Origin of the sequence: Streptacidiphilus jeojiense, from assembly GCF_000719095.1 — a bacterium.
In the GTDB taxonomy this organism is placed as follows: domain Bacteria; phylum Actinomycetota; class Actinomycetes; order Streptomycetales; family Streptomycetaceae; genus Streptacidiphilus; species Streptacidiphilus jeojiensis.
In genome coordinates, this window is sequence record NZ_JOEH01000053.1 from 1 (window position 1) to 22973 (window position 22973).

Consider the following 22973-nt stretch of genomic DNA (forward strand, 5'->3'; position numbering starts at 1 on the left):
CCGGCACCGGCCACGGCCGCGTCCACAACTCCCTGAAGAACGACGGCACCACCGCACTGACCATCCAGGCCACCACCTCCCACGGCGACATCACCGCCCGCAGCCTCTGAGGAGCACCGATCATGACCAACCTGGCCATCGCGGCGAACGGGCTGCGCAAGTCGTACGACGACAAGGTCGTCCTCGACGGCATCGACCTGGCCGTCCCCGAAGGAACGGTCTTCGCCCTGCTCGGCCCGAACGGCGCCGGCAAGACCACCGCCGTGAAGATCCTGTCCACGCTGATCACCCCCGACCCGGGCACCGGCGACATCCGCATCGGCGGCCACGACCTGGCCACCACCCCCCAGTCGATACGCGCTGCGATCGGTGTGACCGGTCAGTTCTCCGCCGTGGACGGGCTGATCACCGGTACGGAGAACATGCTGCTGATGGCGGACCTGCACCACCTCCCACGGGCCGAGGGCCGACGCACCGCGGCCGAACTGCTGGAGCGTTTCGACCTGGTGGAGGCCGCGAACAAGCCGGTGTCCAGCTACTCCGGCGGCATGAAGCGCCGCCTGGACATCGCCATGACCCTGGTGGGCAACCCACGGATCATCTTCCTGGACGAACCCACCACCGGCCTGGACCCGCGCAGCCGCCACACCATGTGGGCCATCATCCGCGAACTGGTCGCCGACGGCGTCACCGTCCTCCTCACCACCCAGTACCTGGAGGAGGCCGACGAACTGGCCGACCACATCGCCGTGCTCAACAACGGCAGGATCGCCGCCCAGGGCACCGCCGAACAGCTGAAGCGCATCGTCCCCGGCGGCCATGTCCGCCTGCGCTTCACCGACCCCGCCGCCTACCAGCGCGCCACCGACACCCTGCCCCACGCCACCACCGACGACCAGGCCCTGACCCTGCAGATCCCCAACGACGGCAGCCAGCACCAACTGCGCACCCTGCTGGACCAGTTGGACACCGCCGACATCCACGCCGACGAACTGACCGTGCACACCCCCGACCTCGACGACGTCTTCTTCGCCCTCACCAGCACCGACACCTCCAAGGAGACCGTGCGATGAGCACCCTGACCCTGGCCGCCCGCGACTCCGGCACCATGCTGCGCCGCAACCTGCTGCACGCCCGCCGCTACCCCTCACTGACCCTGAACCTGCTGCTCACCCCGATCATGCTGCTGCTGCTGTTCGTCTACATCTTCGGCGACGTGATGAGCGCGGGCATCGCCGGCGGCCACGCCGACCGCGCCCAGTACATCGCCTACATCGTCCCCGGCATCCTGATGATGACCATCGGCAGCACCGTCATCGGAGCGGCGGTGTCCGTGGCCACCGACATGAACGAGGGCCTGATCGCCCGCTTCCGCACCATGGCCATCCACCGCGGCTCCGTGATCATCGGACACGTCGTCGGCAGCGTGCTGCAGGTGCTGGCCAGCCTGGTCCTGGTCGGCGCCGTCGCGGTGGCCATCGGCTTCCGCTCCCACGACGCCACCGCCCTGGAGTGGTTGGCCGCCCTCGGGCTGCTGGCCCTGTTCTCCCTGGCCCTGACCTGGATCGCGGTCGGGATGGGCATGGCCAGCCCCAACGCCGAGGCCGCCAGCAACAGCGCGATGCCGCTGATCCTGCTGCCCCTCATCTCCAGCGCCTTCATCCCCACCGACACCATGCCCGGCTGGTTCCGGCCCATCGCCGAGTACCAGCCCTTCACCCCCACCATCGAAACCCTGCGCGGCCTGCTGCTGGGCACCGGCATCGGCAACAACTGGTGGATCTCGATCCTCTGGTGCTTCGGACTCTCCGTCCTCGGCTACCGCTGGTCGACCTCCCTCTTCAACCGCGACCCGAAGTAACCGCCATGCCGGCGCGGGCAACCACCCGCAACCGACCCGCCCCGGGGGCGGCGTACACCGACACCGCGTCGGGGCACGCCGCCCCCGTCGGCGTGCCCCGACTCCGGGCAACGGACCCGTCCGGTTCCGCTCGCGTTTTCTTGCTTTTCCGGAAAGGTGCCGCAGTCCAAACCTGTGTATCGCCTTTGATCTACGATCATGCCGTGCATACCTTTCCAGTCAGGCGAGTTGGGATGAATCGAATAAACTTGAGGCGAATTGCACACCTTGCGGCCGCTTCGGTGGTCGCCATCGGATTCTCAGCGCTGGCGGCTCCTACCGCTCGGGCGGTGTCCCCGGAGTCGGCTGCGCCGTCAACTGCCCCGGGGCTGCTGGCAGGGACCAAGTTCGTCAACGGCATGCCCACGACCTCGACCGAGAACCCGGACGGTTCCCGCCTGGTCGACACCGCGCCCGGGGGCGGCCAGGACGACGGTCAGAATCCGGCCTGGTCCCCCGACGGCAAGCGCATCATCTTCACGTCGTCCCCGGGACCGGCGATGTGCACCTACACACCGAGCGGCACCAACACGGTGTGTGTCGACTGGGGTATGGACTCGACTCCCACGTACACACCCGACGGGGCCGACTTCATTGTGGGCAACATCGCGGTCTGGGGTGACGCTCAGCAGTTGGGATACATCCCGTCAACCTATGTGGCGCCGACGGGGCTTCCTCCCGCGAGCGACATGAAACCCTGGTTCGCGTCGGCAACCGGCGGCGACGACTCCTATCCCACGGTGTCCACGGCGACCGGAGCCGTTCTGTTCGAGCACGATGCGAATGGCGCGACGGACATCTGGACCGATCACGGCAACCACACCGCCGGGCTGCTCATCGCGGACGGCCGACAGCCGAACCTCTCGCCCGACGGTTCGACGGTCGCGTTCGTCCGGGCCGTGGGTGGCTACGACCAGATCTTCACCCAGGCCGCGGACGGTACGGGGTCCGCCCTGCAGGTGACCGGCGGCTCGACCAACCACACCTATCCCAAGTGGACACCGGACGGCCTGGGGATGGACTACAACGCCAACCCCGGCACCACCCCCCAGGCGACGGTGGGCCATCACCTGACACTGGCGACGAAGACCGACACGGTCATCCCCAACGGCCTTGCCTGGGTGACGCAGCAGCCCACCCGGGCGACCTCACCGGGCGCGGCCTCCACCTTCCACGCCACCGGTCCGACTCGTGTGCTGGACACCCGTGCCGGCACCGGGGTTCCCGCCGCCGGCGCGCTCGCCGCAGGCGGGATCCTGCCGTTGGCGGTCGAGGGCGCCAACGGAGTGCCGAGCACGGGGGTCAGCGCCGTGGTGCTGAACGTCACCGTCACCGGCCCCACCGCCAGTGGCTACCTGACCCTCTACCCGGAGGGGACAGCGAGCCCCGGCTCTTCGAACCTCAACTGGACCAAAGGCCTGACCATCGCGAATCAGGTGATCGTTCCGGTGGGTGCGGACGGCGAGATCGACTTCGCCAACCACAGCCCCGGCAGCACCCAGGTGGTCGCCGACATCTCCGGCTACTACACCTCGAACAGCACCGGGACCGGCTTCACCGCGGCCGGACCAGCGCGTCTGCTGGACACCCGCGCCGCCATCGGCGTTGCCACCAAAACACCGGTCCGCGCCAACGGAACGGTCGCGCTCCAGGTCGCGGGCAAGGGCGGCCTCCCCGCCGGAGGCGTCTCGGCGGTGGTGCTCAACGTCACCGCGACGGACACCAAGGCCGGCGGCTATGTGACCGTCTACCCGGACGGGAAGGCCAAGCCGACCGCATCCAACATCAACTGGACCGCGGGCGAGACCATCCCCAACCATGTGGTGGTCCCGGTCGGCGCCGACGGCAAGGTCGACCTGGCCACCTCCGGCAGCGGCAGCGTCGATCTGATCGCCGACGTGCTCGGTTACTTCAGCACCGGTGGCTCCGCCTTCCACAGCACCGCCCCGACCCGGCTGATGGACGCGGTCGGCAGCGGCGCCGTCCCGGCGAACTCCACCCGTACCCTGACCGTGAACGGCTCGACCGTCCCGGCCGGCGCGACCGCGGTGGTGCTCAACGTCACCGTGACCGGCCCCAAGGCCGGCGGATACCTGACGGTCTATCCGAACGGCACGGCCAAGCCGACCGCGTCCAACCTCAACTGGACGACCGGCGAGACCATCCCCAACCTGGTGACGGTGCGCCTGGTCAACGGGAAGCTCAACTTCGGCGTCACCAGTTCCGGCAGTGTCGGCGTGATCGCCGACGTCTTCGGCTACTACGGCGGCTGACTCCGTCCGGCCCGCCGCAGCGGATTCCTCCGCCGCGGCGGGTCGGCTTCGGCACCGCCATGCAGGTTCAGCCGTAGCTGTAGTACGTCCCCGACAGGTCCGCCATCACGGAGACCGGCGTTCCGCCGCCGTTGTGGATGTCGACATAGCCGTCCGGTCCGACCGGCGTGACCGTCATGTTCGCCACCGTCTGGCCTGCGGTGTAGTTGAGGTCGGACGACGTGGGCAGCGACGTGCCGTCGGGGAACGCGGTGAGGTAGCCGCCGCCCCTGCTCCCGGTCACGGTCAGGTTGAGCGCGGCAGCGACGGCCGTGCCGATCCGCAGCCGCAGCGTCTGCCCCGCGCCCAGCTGCTGCTTCGGCGCACCGGTACCGCTGCGGGTGTCGAGCAGGCGGACCGGCGCGTTGTGGATGAACACCGCACCGGTGCTGCTGCTGTCGTAGTAGCCGACCAGGTCGGCGATGAAGTCGACGGCGCCGGCTCCGCCGTTGTGCAGCGACACCGCACCGTTCGTCAACGGCACCGTGACCAGTGCCGGAACGACCTGCCCGGTCGACCAGTTGGAGTTCGACACCCCCGGCAGCGGCTGCCCGGTGCCGAAGGCCGTCAGGAAGCCTGCGCTGCGGGCGTCGGCGGCCGTCACATTGAGGACCACGGCCGACGCGTTCGAGGGGATCCCGTGGGTGCCTGCCAGCTTGACGCTGGTCGTCCCGCGGCCGGCGACCTGCTTGCCGGTCCGGGTGTCCAGCACCCGCACCGGTCCGACCGGGTGGTAGAGGAGACCGCGGGCATTGTTGGAGAACGTCCCGACCGTGTCCACCACCAGGTCGATCGGCTTGCTGCTGCCGTTGTAGAAGTCCACGTACAACTGTCCGTCAGTGACCGTGACCTGGTTCGCCACGGTCTCGCCCGCGGCGAAGTTCACATTGGACGTACCGGGCATGGCGGTGTGGTCCTGGTAGACGGTCACATATCCGGCCGCCTCGGGGTCGGTCACCGTGACGTTGAGGAGCACCGCGTCCTGGGTGTACAGCGGAACGTGCAGGGAGGACACCGCGACGCTGATCCAACCGTGCGCGGGGACCGAGTCACGGCCGTGCGTGCGGCTGTCGTAGTCGCGCTTCGGACCGCCCGCGAGAGGCTGGTACTCATCACCCACGACGACCTTGCCGCTGCCGGTGATGGAGCGGCCGTGCGCGTCGGTGCCCGAGATGGTGGCCGTGTAGCTGCCCGGCCGGGTGTAGGTGTAGTAGGCGCCGCCGACCTGGTTCGACTGGACCGACCCGCCGTCACCGGTCTCGATGACCCAGTTGTTCGACAGTGGCGCCCCGGTGAGCCCGCCGACGGAGAAGAGCACCGTCCCGGAACCACTGGCCGAGTTCAGCTGCGGCACCGCGGTGATGGTCACCGGCGCGGTGACCGGAAGTACGGTCACCGATTCCGCACGGGTCTCCGAGTAGCCGTCCGCGTTGGTGATGGTGATCCGGCCCGCATACGTCCCGGGCTGCTGGTACGTGTGCATGATGCTGGTGCCGGCCGGCACGGTCTGCGTGGCGCTGCCGTCGCCGAAGTCCGCGGTCGTCGTGAGCTTCTCGCCCCACAGGGAGTTCGGCGCGGTGCCCGGCTCGACGTCGAGCGGTACGGTCGCCACCCCGGTCAGTGCGGGGTAGTCACCGTTGGGTACGTAACGGAAGCTGTCCTCGAGCTCGAAGGCGCCGCGGTCGTAGTAGGCGTTGGCACCGGTGCCCGTGTTGCCGACCTTGGGATCGTCCACCCGTGGATTGCCCCTGCTGTCGCCGGCGAGCTCACCCGCGGCGCCGGAGTCGGCCGAATCGATCAGGGGCGACGACGCGGTGAGACCGAGGCCGGTGTCCCCGAGCGCCCCGTAGATGTCGTGCGCGCCCTGCCCCGTACCGGCCACCAGGCCGCTCACCGTGGAGTACTGGACACCTGCCCAGGAGTACGGGGCGATGCCGGCGGAGCTGTTGGTGAACGCGTTGTAGTCGCTGGTCACGCCCGCCGCCGAAGCGGCGTCGACCAGCAGGGACGGCCCGGTCGGAGGGTGGGTGTAGCCGGGGTCCGCGGTGCAGGAGAACCAGCCCCCGACGTTGTTCTCGACGGACGCCGAGGTCCCGTCCAGGAGGGCGATGGCCGCGCCGCAGCTCTGGTAGACGGTGTTGCTGGTGACCTTCAGGTCCGGGACGCCTTCGGCCTCGACACCGCCCGCGTCCGCACCGTAGAGGGCATTCGTCGTCAGGGTGACGCCGCTCGCCCCCGCACCGACCTGGATCCCGTAGCCGAAGGAGGCGTCGATCTCGCTCCGGGACACGGTCACCGTCGAGGAGCCACCGTCGATGCTGACCCCCGTCTGGCCGAGGGGGCCGCTGCCCTCGTCCTTGAGAAGCTTCTCCATCTCCACGGTGTCCCGGTCGAGCACGACGTTGCTGCTGCCGCTCACCGTGATGCCGTCCCCGGCATCACTGTTGAAGAGGTCGATCCCGGTGACATCGACGTAGTGCGCACCGGACAGCGTGAGGGTCCCATGGATGGCGGCACCGGGCTGCGCGGTGACCGTGATGGGGGCCGCTGACGTCCCCGAGCGACTGAGCGTGACCGGGCCGTAGTACGGCGCATAGGTGGTCCCGCTGGGCGGCCCCTCCAGCAGGATCGTCTGGCCCGGATCCACGACGTCGGCGGCCGCCTGGACACCGCAGAACGGCACTGCCTGGCTGCCCGCGGCCGGGTCGGTGTCACTGCAGTGGGCCATGCCCACATACAGCGTGCCGCTGTCGTCCACCGAACTGGCACGGGCGGCCGGGGCGACCAGCAGGGCCGCCGCGACCGCCGTCGCGGCAAGAGCCGCCACACGCCGGACTGAATGCATGATTCCCCCAGTACGCCCCGCACACCAGGTCACGGGGTAGTTGCAGCTCAGGAGCCCAACAGGCTGTGCGCATGCTATAGAACACCTGAGCGGCGATACCGGGCGGCCCCCTCGGCCGAGTACTCGGATCAGTGGGCGTCGTGATGAAGATCGTTTCCGCGACCACGGGGGTCGTGTGAGAACGCTGTGAGCCCGTCGGTACCCTGAGCCGCCGCTACGGCACAGAAGTCTTCTTCTCCCCGGGAGCACCGTGTCCTCTCGAACTCCGATAACCCTGGCCGCGTGCTGCGCGGCCGGCCTGCTCATGGTCTCCGGCACGGCCGAGGCGGCGGGCGGCGCGCACGCCGCGCCGGTGGCCGCAGCCGTTGCCGCGGGCGCCCCCGCGACGATGCAGCCGCTGACGCACCAGATCCTGGTGCCGGGCACCACCCGGGCCGGCGTCACCGGCCGTTCAGCCGCTGCCTCGACGCTGTCGGTCAGCGTCACCGGCGGTGACAACAAGGGTCTGTACGACGCCGCACTCAATGTGAGCGTGTCCGGTTCGGCCGGCGCCGTCAGCGCCACTCCGACCTGGGACGGCGTGCCCTCGGCCGCGGTCACCGAGGCCGGCGACGGCACCATCGTGCTCAGGCAGACCTTCAGCACGGTGGGCGAGCACAAGCTCAGCCTCAGCGTGACCGACGGTGTCTCCACCGTGGTGAAGACCGTGACCGTGCTGCTGGCCGGCAACGACTACACGGCCTACGGCCCCACCCGGCTGCTGGACACCCGCCACGGCACCGGCGGCCCCATCGGGCCGATCAAACCCAACAGCATGGTCCGGGTGAAGATCGACAGCAATGGCGGGATCTCCGCCACAGCCAGCGCCGCGGTACTGAACCTGACGGTCACCAACCCCTCCAGCGCGGGATACATCACCGCCTATCCGGACGGGGGGTCCTCCAGCAGCTCGAACGTCAACTTCGTCAAGGGCCAGACGGTGCCCAACCTGTCCGTGGTGCCTGTGGGTACCAGCGGCTACGTCGACCTGTACAACCACAGCAGCGGCACGGTCGACCTCATCGCCGACATCGACGGCTACTTCAGCCAGACCGCGGCCTCGGGCTACACCACGGTGGCGCCTTCGCGGCTGGTGGACACCCGCTCGGGTCTGGGCGCGCCGAAGGCGCAGCTCACCGCGGGCGGGTCGATCGCGGTGCAGATCGCGGGCAAGGCCGGCATGCCCGCCTCCGGGGTGACCGCGGTCGCTCTGAACGTCACAGCCACCAACGAGGCCACCGGCGGCTACCTGACCGCCTACCCGGACGGGGCGGCCATGCCCACCGCGTCCAACGTCAACTTCGGCCCCGGACAGAACATCGCCAACGCGGTCGTGGTACCGGTCGGCGCGGACGGCAAGATCCGCATCGCCGGCAGCACCAAGGCCGATGCGGTCGTGGACGTGACCGGCTACTACAGCGTCAGCGGCACGGGCGCCTTCGAGCCGCTCCAGCCGACCCGGCTGATGGACACCCGGGACCTGAGCAACCCGAACGTCGAGAACCTGATGCAGCCCTACTACTACGACCTCTATCCGTTCTGGGAGTGGGTCGACGCCAACGCCGCCGCGGTGGTCCTCAATGTGACCGTGCCGACGGCGAAGGCTGCCGGGTACCTGGCCGTGGCCCCGGACATCAACACCTGGGCCTCGTACCAGAAGGGCACCTTCAATGCGCAGCAGAAGGCGCCGGGCAGCTCCACGCTCAACTTCCAGAAGGGCCAGAGCGTGCCCAACATGGTGCAGGCGAGCACCGGCACCACCGGCGTCGTGGACTTCTGGAACCAGTCGCCGATGAGCAACGACCTGATCATCGACATCTTCGGCGTCTACAAGAACAACTGATCCGTTCCCGGCCGAAGCGGCTGCCGGCCCCGGCGAAGGAATTCGCCGGGGCCGGCGGCTCCGCCAAGTGATACACCGTCAGTTAGTCGCTTGTTGTGCCCTGGAACCTCTGCCGCCGACCTCGCCCGACGTCTAGCATCCGACTATGCGAAACCCCCGGGCCCTAGCGGCCGCCATGGCCGTAATCGCGCTCCCGCTCTCCGCCTGCTCCAGTGGCGGCAGCGGGAGCGGCAACGGCAGTGCCGGCAAGGAGACCAGCAACCTCCCGGCTGCCACGCAGTTGCTGAGCAGTGGTGCGACGGCGATGACCGCGGTGCAGTCGGTGCGGTTCTCGATCAACGCGAGCGGCCAGATCGCCGGCCTCGCCCTGCGCAGTGCCACCGGCCAGCTGACCCGGGCCGGGAACGCACAGGGCAGCGCGTCCGTGTCGGAGGCCGGTGCCCTGGTGGAGATCAACTTCGTCATCGTCGGCTCCACCGCCTACATCAAGGGCGCGACCGGCGGCTACAGCAAGGTCCCGCTCCAGGTCGCCACCGCGGTCTACGACCCCGAGGCGATCCTGGACCCGAACAAGGGGGTCGTGAAGCTGCTGCAGACGGCGACGGGCGCCCGGACGCTGGACCGGGAGACCCTGGACGGGCAGTCGGTCTACCACGTGAAGGCGCTGCTGGCGCAGCCGGTGCTGGCCACGCTGGTTCCCGGGGACTCGAAGAGCGAGGAGGGCGATCTCTGGCTGACGGTGTCCTCGTCGCGGCTCGTGAAGGTCGCGTTCCCGGTGGAGACGACATCGGGGGGCAGCGGCTCGGTGACCGCCTCGTTCTCCGATTTCGACGCGCCTGCCACGATCACCGCTCCATCGTCGTGACCGCAGTCGACACCGGGACGGCGCCGCTCACGGGGCGGCACGCCGTCCTCGGCGTCACCGGAGTGGTCACGCTGCTCGGGTCGCTGGACATGTACGTCATCGTCACCCTGCTGAACTCGATCACCAATGACCTGGGCATCCCGCTGAACCATCTGGAGCGGGCCACGCCGATCGTCACCGCGTACCTGCTCGGCTATGTCGCTGCCATGCCGCTGCTGGGGCAGAGCGCGGACCGGTTCGGGCCGCGGCGGGTGCTCCAGTCCTGCCTGGTCGTCTTCGCGGCCGGCTCGGCGCTCACCGCGAGCGCGCACAGCCTCCAACTTCTGGTCGCTGGACGGCTGTTGCAGGGTGCCGCGGCGGGTGCGCTGCTGCCTGTCACGCTCGCCCTGGCCGGGCGTCTGTTCCAGGGCCGGGCAAGACCCGTGGCGCTCGGCTCGGTGGGAGCCGCGCAGGAACTCGGGAGCGTGCTGGGCCCGCTGTACGGGGCCGGCATCGCGGCGCTCACGGGCTGGCGCGGGGTGTTCTGGGTCAACGTCCCGCTGGTGCTGGTCGCGGCGGTGGTGATGGAGTTCACCGTGCCCGCCACGGCGTCGCCCGAGCAGGGCGGGCCGACCGGGCGCCGGCGCACCGACCTGGTCGGCGGCGCTCTGCTCGCGGTGGCGCTGGCGCTGCTGGTGGCGGCCCTGGACAACCAGGATCCGCAGAAGTCGGTGCTGCCGAGCTGGGGCCTGCCGCTGCTGCTCGGCAGCGCGGTGGCGCTGGCGGCCTTCGTGCTGTGGGAGCGCCGCAGCCGGACGCGCCTGATCGACACCCGGCGGATGCGGCGGCGCCCCTTCGCCGCAGCGATGGCGACGAGCTTCTGCGCCGGTGTGGCGCTGCTGGTCACACTGGTGGACGGGGAGTTGGTGGCCCAGTCGCTGCTGGGCAGGAGCTCGGTGGGCGGCGCACTGCTGCTGATGTGGTTCCTGACGGCGCTGCCGGTCGGTGCCGTCATCGGCGGCCTGGCCGGACGTCGGCTGGGCCACTCGGTGGTGGCCGCGGTCGGCATGGCCGTGGCGGCCGGGGGCTACTTCCTGATCGCGGCCTGGCCCCTGGCGGCCCTGACCGCCCGTCTCGGCCCGCTGCCGCTGGCACAGACCGACCTCGTGATCGCCGGTCTTGGCCTGGGCCTGGTGATCGCGCCGGTGGCCGGGGCGGTGCTGGACTCGACGGATCCCGGCCAGCACACGACGGCCTCGGCCGCAGCGGTGATCTCCCGGACCATCGGCATGCTGGTCGGCGTGGCCGCACTCTCGGCCTGGGGACTGCACCGCTTCCAGACGCTGACGGCCCACCTCGACATGCCGATCCCCGGCACCAGCACCTTCGCGAAGGCCTGGCCGGCCTACCAGCACGCGCTGCGCGTGGCACTGCACACCGAGTACAGCGACATCTTCCGGGTGACGGCCGTGGTCTGCGCGCTGGGCGCCGTATGCGCACTGGGACTGTCCAGTTCGACCGAAGGCCGAAGGCCGATACCCCCCGGCCCGGCCGGGACGGTCGAGCCGTCGGGCTGAAAGCAGAGCACAGGCTCCGCCTGGTTCACGCGCTCACAGTCCCCGTGGCGACGCCGTCAGCCCAGCTTCCTGGCGAGGTCGGCGAGGAACTGCGGCATTCGGCCGGCACCGAAGTCGTAGAAGCGTGCCCACTGCGGCTCGACCGCGATGCGCGCCATCCGGTCGTACATGGCCCGGCAGTTCCGCTCGAACTCGGCCGCGTACTCGGCGTCGAAGTTCTTCCGCGCGGCCGCGAGGTACTCCGGCACCACCCCGTCCACGATGGTGAGGTGCACGACGCCGCGCACCGACAGCGTCTTCGCCGAACCGGGACTGTCGCCGGCGTCGATGGTCAGGGCGACCTCGGGCCGCGCCGACAGCGCCTCCACCTTGGGCGCCGTGGCCGCGGTGGCCATGACGATCTCGTCACCGGTCCAGAAGATCCCGATCGGGACGACGCGAGGCCGCCCGTCCAGTCCGATGTACGCCAACCGCGCCATCGACGCCTGGCCCAACAACTCGTGGGCGTCGGCCAGCTCCTGTGCGATCTGCTCGGGTTCCATCACTCGTCGTCCTCCACTGTCGCGCAGCCGCTCTTGCCCGATCTGTCCCCGGAACGGAGACAACACCACGAATCCCCGTCCCCTGGCCCACCGTAGTCCCGCCCCACCCGACCACACGGTCCGCCGCGCACGGCCCGCGCTGAACAAGTGAACGAATGTGCGTCCCTCCGTCAATCATCTGACCTAGCATGACCGCTGAGGTCGTGTCATCCGGGAGGGAAGGCCATGGCGGAGGGCTCGCGGTCGGACGGTTGGATGCAGGTGGGGGCGGACTGGGAGTCCCCGTCGCCGATGCGCACCGACATCGCCCACAGCGCTCGGATCTACGACTACTTCATCGGCGGCAAGGACAACTTCCCCGCCGACCGTGAAGCCGCCGAGCAGGTGCTCGCGCTGCGGCCGAGCCTGGCCCTGGCCGCCCAGGCCAACCGTCGCTTCATGTGCCGGGCGGTCGACTTCGTCGCCTCCCAGGGCATCCGTCAGTTCCTGGACCTCGGCACCGGCATCCCCACCTCGCCGAACACCCACGAGGTCGCCCAGGCCGCTGCCCCGCAGTCACGGGTCGTGTACGTGGACAACGACCCGATGGTCCTGGCGCACGCACGTGCCCTGCTGGTCAGCGCGCCGCAGGGGCGGACCGCCTACATCGACGCGGACATCCGCGAGCCCGCCACCATACTCGGGCACCCCTCCCTGCTGAAGGTCCTGGACCTGGACCAGCCGGTGTGCCTGATGCTCGTCGCCGTCCTGCACTTCGTCGGCGACGAGGAGGACCCCTACGGCCTGATGTCCGAACTCCTGGCCGCCTGCCCCAGCGGCAGCAGGCTGATCCTCACCCACGGCACCGAGGACTTCTCCGACGAGGCCGGCGCCGAAGCGCTCCGCGCCTACCGGGCCTCCGGTGTGAACCTGCACCTGCGCACCGCAGCGCAGGTGCTCCGCTTCTTCGACGGCCTGGAACTCGCCGAGCCAGGGCTGCAACTGGTCAACCGCTGGCGCCCGGACAACGACCTCGACCGCCGGGCCCGCCCCCAGGACATCACCTGGTACGGAGCCGTCGCCACCAAGCACTGACCACCGCGCACCTCGCGCACCCCGTGCGCTGGGCGGCCCCGCTGGGATCGGCCGGCGGCAGTCAGCTGAAGGGGCCTTCGGTGACGAAGCGGTGCAGGTGGCGGGCGAAGGTCTCGGCCTCGCCGGGCGGCCAGGCGGTGAGGCTCTCGGTGATGGCGGCGGCCAGGCGTCGGCGCAGTTCTCCCACGGCGGTGCGGCCCTCATCGGTCAGCACCAGCAGGGTGGCGCGCCGGTCGTGGGGGTCGGGTTCACGCCGCAGCAGCCCGGCCTGTTCCAGCTGCGATGCGCGGCGGGTCACCACGGAGCGGTCCAGCCCGGCGTCCGGGGCCAGGTCGGCGGCGCTGCGGGGGCCGGTCCTGGCCAGGGCGCTGAGGATCGGGTAGGTCAGCTCGTCCACGGCTTCGCCCATGCCCACTGTGAGCGCCCGCTGCAGTCGGGCGCGTGTGTTGCGCCCGAGCAGGACGCCCAGGGCATCTGCGATCTCGTGTCCTACGGGGTTCTCCATGCCCCAACAATAGCGTGCGTGACGCACGCATCCGGTGCTACAGTCAGAGTGAAGCGTGCGCGGCGCACGCATTTAGGAGGGATCGCCATGCACCGCACCGACATCCACACCGCTCTGACCGACCTGCTGTTCAACCCGGCCTTGACCGTGGAGCAGGCCACCGAGCGCCACTTCACCCCGGACTTCCGCCAGCGCACCGATGGCGAGTGGGCCGACCGCGCCGGTTTCGTCGACCACATCGAACACCTGCGGACCGTCGTGGCCGCAGGCTCCGTCCAGGTCCACGACGAGCTGTGCGACGGCGCGACCTACGCCGACCGCCACACGGTCGAGGTCACTAAGCAGGACGGCGACACCGTGCGCATGGAGGTCTACGTCTTCGCCGAGATGGCCCCCGACGGCCGCTTCAACCGGATCGAGGAGACCACGCTCATGCTCCAGGGCACCGCAGCCGACCGCGGCCTCGGCAGCGCACGCTGACCACCCGGCCGGGAGTTGAGCCGCAAAGGGGAGATGGAGAAATCAACTCTCGGTGCACGAGGGCCAGTGGTCCGCTGCCCACTCCGGCCAGCCGGGCCAACCCGGCGGCGGAGGGGGAATCTCGCCGCTGTTGAGTTCGGCAGCATCGGGGGCCTGGAACTGCTCGCGCCACGCGTCCACGTCGGCCTCGCTCATCGGGAAGGTCCGATCGGGCGTCGTCGCCTGACGGTCTGCGATACGGGCGAGTTGGACGTCCTTGTCCACGGGCAGGTACACCGTCCGGCACGCCGCACCGGCCGACCGGGCCAGCCAGCGCAGTGCCGAGCGTTCGTCCCGGCCCCAGAGCCCGTAGTCCAGCACGACGCTGGTTCCCAGCCGTAGCGCCTGCAGCGCGAGCGAGATGAGGCGGCCTTCGAGCACCCAGCGCTTGCCGTCGGCCATCGAATCCCCGAACAGCGGCACCATCCAGTGGTCGGGGGTCAGCCGCAGCGCGGGGTGTGCGGCGGCGAGTTCTGCGGCCCGGGTGGTCTTCCCGGCTCCGGGCAGCCCGACCATCAGGAACAGGGTGGCGACGGTTCCCACGGTGGACGGGGCCGGGAACGGTGCTCGGCAGGCTGAACTGAGTTGCTGTGACTGTGACATGACTTCCCTGGTCAGGCAGGACGGCCCGACAGCACAGGGCAATGCGCGCACGGCTGTCGGCGGGACACCGATCCGGCGGTACCCCCTCCTTGGAAGAAGGGGCAGGTGAAGGAGGCCGCAGCTACGGCAGCCTCAGTACCGCCGCGGGGCGGCGGTTCGGATGTTCACGGCACAGCAGCACATGCCCCGACTGTATCCGACAGCCCCGACGGTCCCCCAATGCGCCAAGATGTGCGCCATGCAACTGACCTTTGGCCCTGAGCGGCACACTCGAACCTTTGAATGCGCCTGCTGCAAAGAGCCCATAGAGCGCGCTTGGTGTCATATCTACGCAGACGGGGAGCCCCGAGCCGTCTACTACGCCAACTGCTACCACCACCAGGACCGTGACCACGATGCTCCGAGGGCGCCCGTCGCTGCCCCCGACCGACCGCTCCTACTGGTGCGCAAGCGGTGCGATTCCTGAAGTTGGTCTAGATAACAAAACCCCCGGGCCGCTGGCCAGGGGTTTTGCGTGGAGCGGGTGACGAGAATCGAACTTGCGCTCTGAGCTTGGGAAGCATTGCGCCGATGACCATGCCAGAGCAGCCCTGACCTGCTCGTTCGACCCAGCCATGAGGGTTCACCCCACTGGTCGGACAGACGCCGGTTTCACCGTGATTCACCGCCCGCCTCCGCCCGTTAGGGCACGCGTAGGGCACGAGATCTGCCGCTCAACGGCGGCCCGAGTTCATCCACGAAGCAAGACTGTGCACCTCGGCGCTCAGCACCATGACGCGGTGATCGTAGGCGAGGGGAAGATCGCTGATGCTTCCCATGCCTCCGTACGCTCCGAGTACTCTCTCGATCCCGTGGAGGTCCCCTGCTGCGATCTCACCCTTGGCGAGCTCCATCCAGTCAGCCCAACCCTGGAACCCGCATTCCGTGAGGGCCTGCATGAATTCGTCCAGCTTGATCATCAGACCTGATGCAGAGTTCGCCACCGAGCCAGTATCCATCGCGCGGTACCCCTCGATGCGAACTACCGGCAGTTCGGTCGCTGAGGTCTCTCGTCCTGGTCAAGCAGCCCACTGGAGTTGACTGAGGTCAGCGACGATCGCCACGGTTGCGGTACTTCGCTGCTGCACTGCTGGCACGGACCCAGCATTGTCGGTGAGCTGGTCTAGCCTCATCGCCGTTGGGTCGGACTGGAACCTCATTGAGGTGCACCGCGATCAAGAGGGGTGGCTCAGAAGCGGCTCCCGAGCCGAGCGCTCCGGGGCTTCGTGTAGCTTCAAACCCACCCCTCTCACGTGCCGGCGGGGTACACGATGCTCCTGCTGCTGGAGGCCGCGACGGCTTGGGACCGTGACCTCTTCGTCCCGAAGCAATTCGGACAACCCCTCGAACAGAGGTGGCTGTATCTCCCACCTGTGCTGACGGTTCGAGAGTGTCCGTAGTCGTCCGCCGCTGCGAGCTGCGGTTGTCACGCAGTTAGTCACTCATCCTGAGGTCGTGAGGCGCGCCCACGGTCCCTGGCGCGTAGGGCGGTTGCTAGTAGCATCCGGGCGGTGAGGCCAACAGCGAGACTCGCGATGAGCTGAGGCACGAACCACGACCATGCGTCACTGAAGTGGTGCAGGACGGCATTCGTGGCGAACATCATGAAGATGCTCATATAGCCCAGCCAGGAGTCACGCCGATTGCTCACACGCAAATATTGCAGGGTGGCGCTCAGATGATCAAGGGCCCCGAAGTCGCGCTCTGGGCTTGGAAATCAAAGCAGGTAGCGACCTCAGCTATGCTCTGACCTCACGTGCGCAGAACTGGGCGAGAGAGGCCCGTCGGCCCGTCGTGGCCCTGCACGAACGCGCCGGAGCAATGGTCACAAACGGGCAGTTGACCGCGGTCGGATTCGAGCCGGTGCATCTCGTTGAGAAAGCGATCCTGACCCGCAATGACTGACGGCCCGGGTCCGTGTCAGCCAACGCAGGGTAAAGGTTGCTTGATGCGGCACTCGACTCTTGTCGACCTGCGTCGATTCGGCACGACGACATCTAAGCGCCGATCCGTTGTGGAGGGGGCCAGCCGTGTTCGAGCCGGGCCAGGTGGGGCATGAACTGGGGGCCGCAAGGCTCGCTCATTGGGCTGATCGCGCTGAAATTGGGATGCTAGATCGCCCTGGGGCCTGGCAGGCTGCCGTGCATGGACGTGCATCTTCAGCCTTGGTCGGAATCCGCAGTCGGCCTCCTGCGGCAGATCAACACCCCGCAGATGCGTCTCCACGTCGGTGGCCCAGAATCGGAGGAGAAGCTGCTTGACCGGCACCGTCGCTACCTCTCCATGCCGGGGACCGGCCGTGGTTGCATGTTCGCTGTGGTGAGTGGTGACGAGATGGTTGGCAGTATCTATTACCAGCTCCGTGACTGGCAGGGCGAGCGAATCTACGAGACTGGCTGGAACGTCCTACCGCCCTACCAGGGCCGTGGCATCGCTGCCGCTGCTGGCTCCTCCCTGATTGCCGTTGTGCGTGACGCCACCCGCCGGTCAGTCATCCGAGGCCTGCACGCCTTCCCCTCGGTCGAGAACGCCTCCTCCAACGCCCTCTGTCGCCGCCTTGGCTTCACCCTCCGTGGCGTGTGCGACTTCGAGTACCCGACTGGCAGCGGCACCTTTATGTGCAGCAACGACTGGCGACTCAATCTCACTGACTCCGCCCTGTCGAGCTAAGGTCGCAGTAGCCTCCACGGAAACCACAACCCTCCCCGCTGCCATCCCGTCTGCCGTCGTCCCACACCTCGGTGGAGCAGCCTTGCCCCTGGTGTCCAGGTGATGGTGCGTTCCGGCGCTCGTCCTTCGGTCGGATCTAGCGCAAGGCGCGCGACAAGGCGGGGCTGCCCGTCTTCCGGTTCTACGATCTCCGGCACACGGGCAACACCCTCGTTGCGGCGACCGGTGCGAGCCTCAAGGAGTTGATGGCGCGGATGGGGCAGTCCTCGGTCCGGGCCGCGATGATCTACCAGCACGCGACGGCGGAGCGGGACCAGAAAATCGCGTCGGGCATCGACGATGCGGTGCGGAAGATCCGCCATACGTCGCCGCCAGATCGGGGCGGGAAGGCATCTGGTGCGCGACGCCTGAATTGGTCTAGATAACAAACCCCCGTGCCACTGGCATGGGGGTTTTGCGTGGAGCGGGTGACGAGAATCGAACTCGCGCTCTGAGCTTGGGAAGCATTGGCCCGATGACCTTGGCATATGGGTCCTGACCTGCTCCTTCGGCGTCACCGGGGCGGTGATTCCGCTGCTTGGGCATGCCTCGGTTTCACCGTGGTTTACCGCCCGGAACCGTCTGTTGGGGCACGAGTGTCCTCGTCACTCCATCGGCACGAAGCCACCATGAATCCTCAGCGGCAGCCCTGGGATGACCAGACTGCCGGCAACCTGACGGGTTAGCCAGTCCGGGACACTGTCGTCGTACTCCTCCCACTGCGCCCACTGACGGAACCAGACTCCTATGCGCCAAGTGCCCTCAGTTCCAGGCACCAGGAAGCAAGCGTCGGCCTCCACCGTGTGGGCCCACTGCACCATGCCCCCTTCCATGGGGAACACGTCGTACGGGATCGCCTCCGGCACAAGTTCCTGATACAGCGGAGCCATCTGTCCGATGGTCCCGAACATGCCCAGCCTTGAAGAACACGGATGCAGCACGCTCAAGAATTTCCCAACGACGCCCGGCCCATACGCTGCCACGAACTCCTTGTACTCGGCTGGCAACGGCCCGCTTGCTGCCTCCAGTTCCTCCCAGGCGTCGGCTCCCGAGTAGCCACGGCCGGGACCAAACCAACCCTCAAGGTCACTAGTAGATGCCACGCCTTCCCCCCTGTACCTTGCGCCAGCGGCAGGCTACCGCAGGGTCAAGCCTGAACCCCAGGGATGATGGTCAAGGGGAATCCTCCCAAGGTCCGCCCCACCTGCATCATCGTTCCCCCCATATCTGGCCACGCTCCGCTGTGGCACACAGAGAGCTATCGACTTGGCTCGAATTAACAAGCTCGCCGCATTGGCTGAATAGAACCCATTGCCGGACAGCAGTACACGGCCCACACTCACAAGATGGTCTACAAATGCCGGGCACAGACCGAGGACGGCACTCTTTGCAAGAGGCACGTAACCAGGCCTGACACAAGGTGCTATCAGCACCTCGGGAGACCTGCGGGTCGCATCAATACGCCAGTTAAACGTGTGCCTCGACGTACTCCAACACAGCCACGCGCACCTCGGGTAATCGCTCAACGAAGAACTACAATTCCCGCCACTCCTAGGCAACCGGGCAGGGCCGCTCCTGATCGCCGGGGGCAGGAATACGCTGCTGCCCTCTGCGTCGATCTGCTTAGCACCGGCGGCGCTGCAACTATCGCAGACCGTGCTACAAGCTATGTCTCCGATGAGACCTGGAAGGCTCTGGCCAAGCATCATCGGAGAAGAAATTGCGATGATATCGCCGAACTCGCCCGCAATATTCTCGACAAAAAGGAAAGGCTGCACCGCGCAATTGGGCAAACGGCCGGTGGGATATTCGGCCTCTTGGGGCGATCGCCAATCGAACGAGTCTTCGCTTACGAGCTGGCACGCAGAATCCCCTTGCCCATCGACGCAAAGCTCTCTGCGGCAGCACGAGGGCTGCAGGTAGCTGGAATCTACGTCTGCTTCGTCAACAAGCGAAAGCTTGCTGATTGTGCGTGCCTGCAAGACGTCCTCAAGGAGAAGGGGAAGTCCCAATTGGAAAGTTTGATGCAGGGCGCCCTCGATGACTGGTCAGGCTTTCCAGCCCGAATGAAAGATGCCCCGATCCCATGGCTGAATTACGGCGCCTAGAAATCCCAGCCTTGGCTATACTCACTCCACTGACTGACGATGAGGCCGCAGGGGCCCTGGCGCTGGAGCGGGTGACGAGAATCGAACTCGCGCTCCGAGCTTGTGAATCCCAAGATCCTTGACCGTATTTCCCCAAGTCAGGGCGATATAGCCTCCACCACATCCCCGCGAGCAGGGGTCGGCCATGGCTACTGTTGCCTCCTGCGTATCGCTCCTACCGGTGCGCAGGTGGTGGGCCGAGCTTCAGGGAGGGTCAATACGGAAGGGGCGCCCCTGGCTGTCAGCCCTACTCGATAGCTTGTGGCTAACACGTGCGGCTGCGCGTGAGTCTCCTGGGGGAAGGCGTAGTTCATGGGCGCGAAAACGGGGTTGCTGATCTATTCGCACGGTGCGGCGGCCGACGCCCTGCGGCGAGCGACAACGGTGGACGACCGCCGCACGGCCGAACTTCTTGCCCGCGTCTACCCGGGCTGGGAAATTCAGTCCGCAGACAGCAGCACCCTCGGCGACGGGACCTACCCACCCGATGGAGTCTCCTACCTGGCCGCCTTTGAGGACGTGGAGGTCATCTGCGATCGCCAGTGGATGGACTACCTCCCGTCCGAGTTGCCCACTCACCTTGTCAAGGCGAGCGCCGGTCGGAGACTCGTCCTGCACGCCATGCACAGCGTGGTGGACGCACTCACCTTCGCGGCCTGGGAGGACGGCCGGCTCGTCCGTTCGCTCAGCCTGTCCCCCGACAGCGGAATCGTGGAGAACATCGGTACGCCTTACGCGTTCGAAGCGCCGTACTGGGCCGGTAAGCACCCGGTGGAACTCGATCCCGATTGGGAGGATGAGGAGCCGTATCCGTTGCCGTTCCATCCCCTCGAACTCGGCGAAGACGCCTTGCGCGCCTTGGCCGGATTCATCCTGGAGGGCTGGCCGCACCCAAACGACGTGGACCCGCACATCGTCCCACTGAACGGCTACCGGGTGACCGACCCCCACGCCCCCGATCCAGCAATGACGCGAGCCGCTCTCGAACGGGCCGTGAAATCCATGGGCCCACCTCGGATCCTCCGCTTCAATCCCGACGGCTCAATCATCACGTCCGACGGCACGTAGACCGCTGAACGGCTACCGTGCAGCCGTGACCAGCCCAACGCAGCCCCCACTGCTCTTCCTCGACGTCGACGGACCGCTCATCCCCTTCGGGGCGACACTGGAGCAACTCCCGGACGGGTATCCGATTTACCAGACCCCGCCCGAACTACGGGGCCTCAGCGCGAACCCACTCCTGGCCAGAATCGACCCGGCGCTCGGCCCGCTCCTGGCGGCTCTGCCGTATGAGCTGGTGTGGGCAACAACCTGGATGGCCGACGCCAACGAGTGCGTCGCGCCCCGGCTCGGACTGCCGCAGCTTCCGGTGGTGGACTGGCCAGACCCCTCGTACGACGACGAGTTTGGCGCACTGCACTGGAAGACGCGCCCGCTGCTGGCCTATGCAGCTGGCCGCCCGTTCGCCTGGGTGGACGACGAGATTACCGACGCGGACCGTGCCTGGGCAGCCGCCCGGCACCCCGGCCCCAGCCTGCTGCGACGCATCGACCCCAGCTGCGGCCTGCTGCCGGACGACTTCACCGCGCTCGCCGCATGGGCCGCCACGCTCGGCCCACACTGAACACCGGCCTGTGTCAGAAACCCCCATGCCGCCCCCTGCCCACCGCATCTAGGCTGCCGCCATGGATCGCAACCAGCGGGTGACAGGTGCCGTCGTCGGCTCGGCGGTCGGTGACGCGCTCGGCGCGCCTTTTGAGTTCAGCAGGGAGCGCACCTTCTCCACGCGCTTCCCGCAACCGGACCCCGACAACGAGATGTGCGGAGGCGGCAGCTGGGAGCCTGGCGAGGCCACCGACGACACCCAGATGGCCGTCCACCTCGCTGAGTCCCTGCTCGAACGCGGCGGCCTGGACCTGCCGGACATCTTCGACCGCTTCCAGCGCTGGGCCACCGACGACCCCATGGACATCGGCCTCCAGACGGAGACCGTCCTCACCAGCGGTGACCCCTGGAACCTAGCCGCCGCCATCCACTTCCAGACCAACCACCTCGCCGCCGGCAACGGGTCCCTGATGCGGGCCACCACCTCCGCCGTCTACTTCGCCCGCGCCGGACAGCAGGCCACCATGGACGCGGCCCGCCGCATCGCCGCCCTCACCCACGGCGACCCCGCCGCCTGGGAAGGCACCGCGATCTTCCACGAACTCGTCAGGATCGCCCTGGAGGGCGGAGACCCCCTCACCGCCCCGCCCGACATCCTGCCCCTCATCGACCCGGACCAGCGCGAGCGCTACGCCATCGTCCTCCACCCCGACTGGCACCCCGACCAGGCCACCGAGTTCAACGGCGCCGTCTGGCCCTGCCTCGGCTCCGCCGTCTGGGCCCTGCGCACCACCGCCTCCTTCGACGCCGCCCTCCGCACCGCCGTGGACCTCGGCGGCGACACCGACACCGTCGCCGCCGTCACCGGCGGCCTCGCCGGCGCGGTGTACGGGCTGGACGCCATACCCGCGCCTTGGACACACCCACTCCATGTCCTCCTGCCGGGATCCGGCGGCCGGGAACTGGGCTTCGCCGACCTCGCAGGACTCGCCGCACGCCTGGAGACTGAGCCGGTCGAGTAGTTCGGCTGTGGTGCGGGGCCTCGAAGTTGATCTAGCCAATGAGCGAGCCCCCAGGGTGTTGGCCTGGGGGCTTTGCGTTGGAGCGGGTGACGAGAATCGAACTCGTGCTCTGAGCTTGGGAAGCATTGCACCGATGACCATGCCAGACCAGCCCTGACCTGCTCGTTCGACCCAGCCATGAAGGCTGCCCCGTTGGTTGCACAGGCGTCGGTTTCACCGTGATTTACCGCCCGACTCTGCCCCTTAGGGCACGCGTAGGGCACGCAATCTGGCGCTCGACGATGCGAACTGCTGGGGCACGTCCTAGGAGTGCACGAGCTCGCAGTCATCTTCACTCAGGTGCAGTCGCAGCAAGTCTTGGAGTGCGGCAGTCGGGAAGGGGTGCTCTATCCACTTCTCTCTGTAGCCCTCCTCACCGTGCTGAACCAGGACGGCTTGAGCGGCCTCCACGACCGCATGCGCGAAGACACTCCTTGCTGGCTTGGAAGCCCACCTGATCGTCCCAGCAGTGTCAGGAAGCGCATAGCTCGCAGTCGAGTCCGGAAATGAGTAGATCGTCACCTCGGCGAGTGCTCCTTCCCGTCGTAGCACCCACCTCAGCTCCTGCGGTTCCAGTTCGAAGGAGAACCTCTGAACAGCGTCGGATGTGTAGAGGCCACCTGCGCCAGCAACGAGATCCCCCAACGCATCTGTCAGATAACTGGGCACCGTGCGGTACTTGCTGACTCCATCGTCGAGATGGCACGTTGCCCGGTTGCGTCCTGGGGAGTGGTGTACGGGTTTCCACCTGATCCGGGGGTTTGTCACCGGATCGGTTGGGAGCGCGCATAGTTGAACGGCCATCGGCT

20 protein-coding genes and 1 pseudogene are annotated in these 22973 nt (G+C 67.9%); 14 read left to right on the forward strand and 7 right to left on the reverse strand.

Translation table 11 applies throughout. The features are described 5' to 3' along the window. The 4 genes and pseudogenes from IF29_RS49240 to IF29_RS0140060 form a co-directional block, all read left to right on the forward strand. Positions 1-110, forward strand: a pseudogene (locus IF29_RS49240) (DUF4097 family beta strand repeat-containing protein); the annotation flags it as partial. A gap of 12 nt (positions 111-122) precedes the next feature. Beyond that, positions 123-1073 (forward strand): ATP-binding cassette domain-containing protein, encoded by a 951-nt coding sequence (locus IF29_RS0140050; RefSeq protein ID WP_030267058.1) that lies wholly within the window; start codon positions 123-125, stop codon positions 1071-1073. Next, the gene (locus IF29_RS0140055; protein WP_030267061.1) at positions 1070-1861 is read left to right on the forward strand and encodes an ABC transporter permease; all 792 of its coding nucleotides are present in this window, start codon (positions 1070-1072) and stop codon (positions 1859-1861) included. The genes IF29_RS0140050 and IF29_RS0140055 overlap by 4 nt, the downstream gene beginning before the upstream one ends. A gap of 398 nt (positions 1862-2259) precedes the next feature. Further along, positions 2260-4173, forward strand: coding sequence for a PD40 domain-containing protein (locus IF29_RS0140060; RefSeq protein WP_030267064.1), 1914 nt, complete (start codon positions 2260-2262; stop codon positions 4171-4173). A gap of 67 nt (positions 4174-4240) precedes the next feature. Here IF29_RS0140060 and IF29_RS0140065 read toward each other — a convergent pair whose 3' ends face one another. Next, positions 4241-7039 carry a right-handed parallel beta-helix repeat-containing protein gene (locus IF29_RS0140065; protein WP_051726660.1) on the reverse strand — a complete coding sequence of 933 codons (2799 nt, stop codon included), beginning with the start codon at positions 7037-7039 and terminating at the stop codon, positions 4241-4243. Between the two features lie 268 nt (positions 7040-7307). Between IF29_RS0140065 and IF29_RS42905 the strand changes: the two genes are divergently transcribed. The 3 genes from IF29_RS42905 to IF29_RS0140080 all read left to right on the forward strand — a co-directional run bounded on the left by IF29_RS42905 (position 7308) and on the right by IF29_RS0140080 (position 11360). Beyond that, entirely contained in the window at positions 7308-8939 is a 1632-nt protein-coding gene (locus tag IF29_RS42905; protein ID WP_198037686.1) for a hypothetical protein, read from the forward strand. Positions 8940-9084: 145 nt separating this feature from the next. After that, entirely contained in the window at positions 9085-9804 is a 720-nt protein-coding gene (locus IF29_RS44240) for an LppX_LprAFG lipoprotein (RefSeq protein WP_084715534.1), read from the forward strand. Beyond that, positions 9801-11360: an MFS transporter gene (locus IF29_RS0140080; protein ID WP_030267075.1), complete on the forward strand. Its 1560-nt coding sequence runs from the start codon at positions 9801-9803 to the stop codon at positions 11358-11360. Before IF29_RS44240 ends, IF29_RS0140080 begins: the two co-directional genes overlap by 4 nt. A 56-nt stretch (positions 11361-11416) precedes the next feature. On the opposite strand, the gene IF29_RS0140085 is transcribed toward IF29_RS0140080, so the two are convergent. Beyond that, positions 11417-11902, reverse strand: coding sequence for a pyridoxamine 5'-phosphate oxidase family protein (locus IF29_RS0140085; RefSeq protein WP_030267079.1), 486 nt, complete (start codon positions 11900-11902; stop codon positions 11417-11419). 225 nt (positions 11903-12127) lie between these two features. On the opposite strand from IF29_RS0140085, the gene IF29_RS0140090 reads away from it, so the two are divergent. Then, positions 12128-12976, forward strand: coding sequence for an SAM-dependent methyltransferase (locus IF29_RS0140090; protein ID WP_030267082.1), 849 nt, complete (start codon positions 12128-12130; stop codon positions 12974-12976). Positions 12977-13037: 61 nt separating this feature from the next. On the opposite strand, the gene IF29_RS0140095 is transcribed toward IF29_RS0140090, so the two are convergent. Continuing rightward, a complete protein-coding gene (locus IF29_RS0140095; protein WP_030267083.1) occupies positions 13038-13481 on the reverse strand; it encodes a MarR family winged helix-turn-helix transcriptional regulator in 444 nt (147 codons plus the stop codon). Positions 13482-13568: 87 nt separating this feature from the next. Here IF29_RS0140095 and IF29_RS0140100 point away from each other — a divergent pair, with 87 nt between their 5' ends. Then, the gene (locus IF29_RS0140100) at positions 13569-13961 is read left to right on the forward strand and encodes a hypothetical protein (RefSeq protein ID WP_030267087.1); all 393 of its coding nucleotides are present in this window, start codon (positions 13569-13571) and stop codon (positions 13959-13961) included. Between the two features lie 42 nt (positions 13962-14003). On the opposite strand, the gene IF29_RS0140105 is transcribed toward IF29_RS0140100, so the two are convergent. Both IF29_RS0140105 and IF29_RS0140110 read right to left on the reverse strand, forming a co-directional pair. After that, the gene (locus tag IF29_RS0140105; RefSeq protein WP_030267088.1) at positions 14004-14516 is read right to left on the reverse strand and encodes a P-loop nucleotide/nucleoside kinase family protein; all 513 of its coding nucleotides are present in this window, start codon (positions 14514-14516) and stop codon (positions 14004-14006) included. An 800-nt stretch (positions 14517-15316) separates the two neighbouring features. Beyond that, complete coding sequence (locus IF29_RS0140110; protein WP_157624183.1) at positions 15317-15586, reverse strand: DUF6966 domain-containing protein; 270 nt, start codon at positions 15584-15586, stop codon at positions 15317-15319. Between the two features lie 766 nt (positions 15587-16352). On the opposite strand from IF29_RS0140110, the gene IF29_RS48320 reads away from it, so the two are divergent. After that, a complete protein-coding gene (locus IF29_RS48320; RefSeq protein ID WP_232242864.1) occupies positions 16353-16547 on the forward strand; it encodes a hypothetical protein in 195 nt (64 codons plus the stop codon). Between the two features lie 240 nt (positions 16548-16787). Beyond that, on the forward strand, positions 16788-17312 hold the full coding sequence (locus tag IF29_RS0140115) for a GNAT family N-acetyltransferase (RefSeq protein ID WP_030267093.1): 525 nt from the start codon (positions 16788-16790) through the stop codon (positions 17310-17312). A gap of 644 nt (positions 17313-17956) precedes the next feature. Here IF29_RS0140115 and IF29_RS46650 read toward each other — a convergent pair. After that, entirely contained in the window at positions 17957-18454 is a 498-nt protein-coding gene (locus IF29_RS46650; RefSeq protein ID WP_157624184.1) for a hypothetical protein, read from the reverse strand. 1356 nt (positions 18455-19810) lie between these two features. Between IF29_RS46650 and IF29_RS0140130 the strand changes: the two genes are divergently transcribed. The 3 genes from IF29_RS0140130 to IF29_RS0140140 all read left to right on the forward strand — a co-directional run bounded on the left by IF29_RS0140130 (position 19811) and on the right by IF29_RS0140140 (position 22125). Further along, positions 19811-20566 carry a DUF6928 family protein gene (locus IF29_RS0140130; protein ID WP_030267100.1) on the forward strand — a complete coding sequence of 252 codons (756 nt, stop codon included), beginning with the start codon at positions 19811-19813 and terminating at the stop codon, positions 20564-20566. Positions 20567-20591: 25 nt separating this feature from the next. After that, complete coding sequence (locus IF29_RS0140135) at positions 20592-21122, forward strand: HAD domain-containing protein (protein WP_030267104.1); 531 nt, start codon at positions 20592-20594, stop codon at positions 21120-21122. A gap of 61 nt (positions 21123-21183) precedes the next feature. Then, positions 21184-22125 carry an ADP-ribosylglycohydrolase family protein gene (locus IF29_RS0140140; RefSeq protein ID WP_030267107.1) on the forward strand — a complete coding sequence of 314 codons (942 nt, stop codon included), beginning with the start codon at positions 21184-21186 and terminating at the stop codon, positions 22123-22125. A gap of 303 nt (positions 22126-22428) precedes the next feature. Here IF29_RS0140140 and IF29_RS48330 read toward each other — a convergent pair. Beyond that, the coding region (locus IF29_RS48330; protein ID WP_332262574.1) for a hypothetical protein at positions 22429-22973 on the reverse strand (545 nt) is incomplete at its 5' end.

Excerpts from the sequence above, each read along its gene's own strand:
- IF29_RS0140050 (WP_030267058.1), top strand. The coding sequence starts at position 123 with ATGACCAACCTGGCCATCGCGGCGAACGGGCTGCGCAAGTCGTACGAC.
- IF29_RS0140055 (WP_030267061.1), top strand. The coding sequence starts at position 1,070 with ATGAGCACCCTGACCCTGGCCGCCCGCGACTCCGGCACCATGCTGCGC.
- IF29_RS0140060 (WP_030267064.1), top strand. The coding sequence starts at position 2,260 with ATGCCCACGACCTCGACCGAGAACCCGGACGGTTCCCGCCTGGTCGAC.
- IF29_RS44240 (WP_084715534.1), top strand. The coding sequence starts at position 9,085 with ATGCGAAACCCCCGGGCCCTAGCGGCCGCCATGGCCGTAATCGCGCTC.
- IF29_RS0140085 (WP_030267079.1), bottom strand. The coding sequence starts at position 11,902 with ATGGAACCCGAGCAGATCGCACAGGAGCTGGCCGACGCCCACGAGTTG.
- IF29_RS0140090 (WP_030267082.1), top strand. The coding sequence starts at position 12,128 with ATGGCGGAGGGCTCGCGGTCGGACGGTTGGATGCAGGTGGGGGCGGAC.
- IF29_RS0140095 (WP_030267083.1), bottom strand. The coding sequence starts at position 13,481 with ATGGAGAACCCCGTAGGACACGAGATCGCAGATGCCCTGGGCGTCCTG.
- IF29_RS0140100 (WP_030267087.1), top strand. The coding sequence starts at position 13,569 with ATGCACCGCACCGACATCCACACCGCTCTGACCGACCTGCTGTTCAAC.
- IF29_RS0140105 (WP_030267088.1), bottom strand. The coding sequence starts at position 14,516 with ATGGTCGGGCTGCCCGGAGCCGGGAAGACCACCCGGGCCGCAGAACTC.
- IF29_RS0140115 (WP_030267093.1), top strand. The coding sequence starts at position 16,788 with ATGGACGTGCATCTTCAGCCTTGGTCGGAATCCGCAGTCGGCCTCCTG.
- IF29_RS0140130 (WP_030267100.1), top strand. The coding sequence starts at position 19,811 with ATGGGCGCGAAAACGGGGTTGCTGATCTATTCGCACGGTGCGGCGGCC.
- IF29_RS0140140 (WP_030267107.1), top strand. The coding sequence starts at position 21,184 with ATGGATCGCAACCAGCGGGTGACAGGTGCCGTCGTCGGCTCGGCGGTC.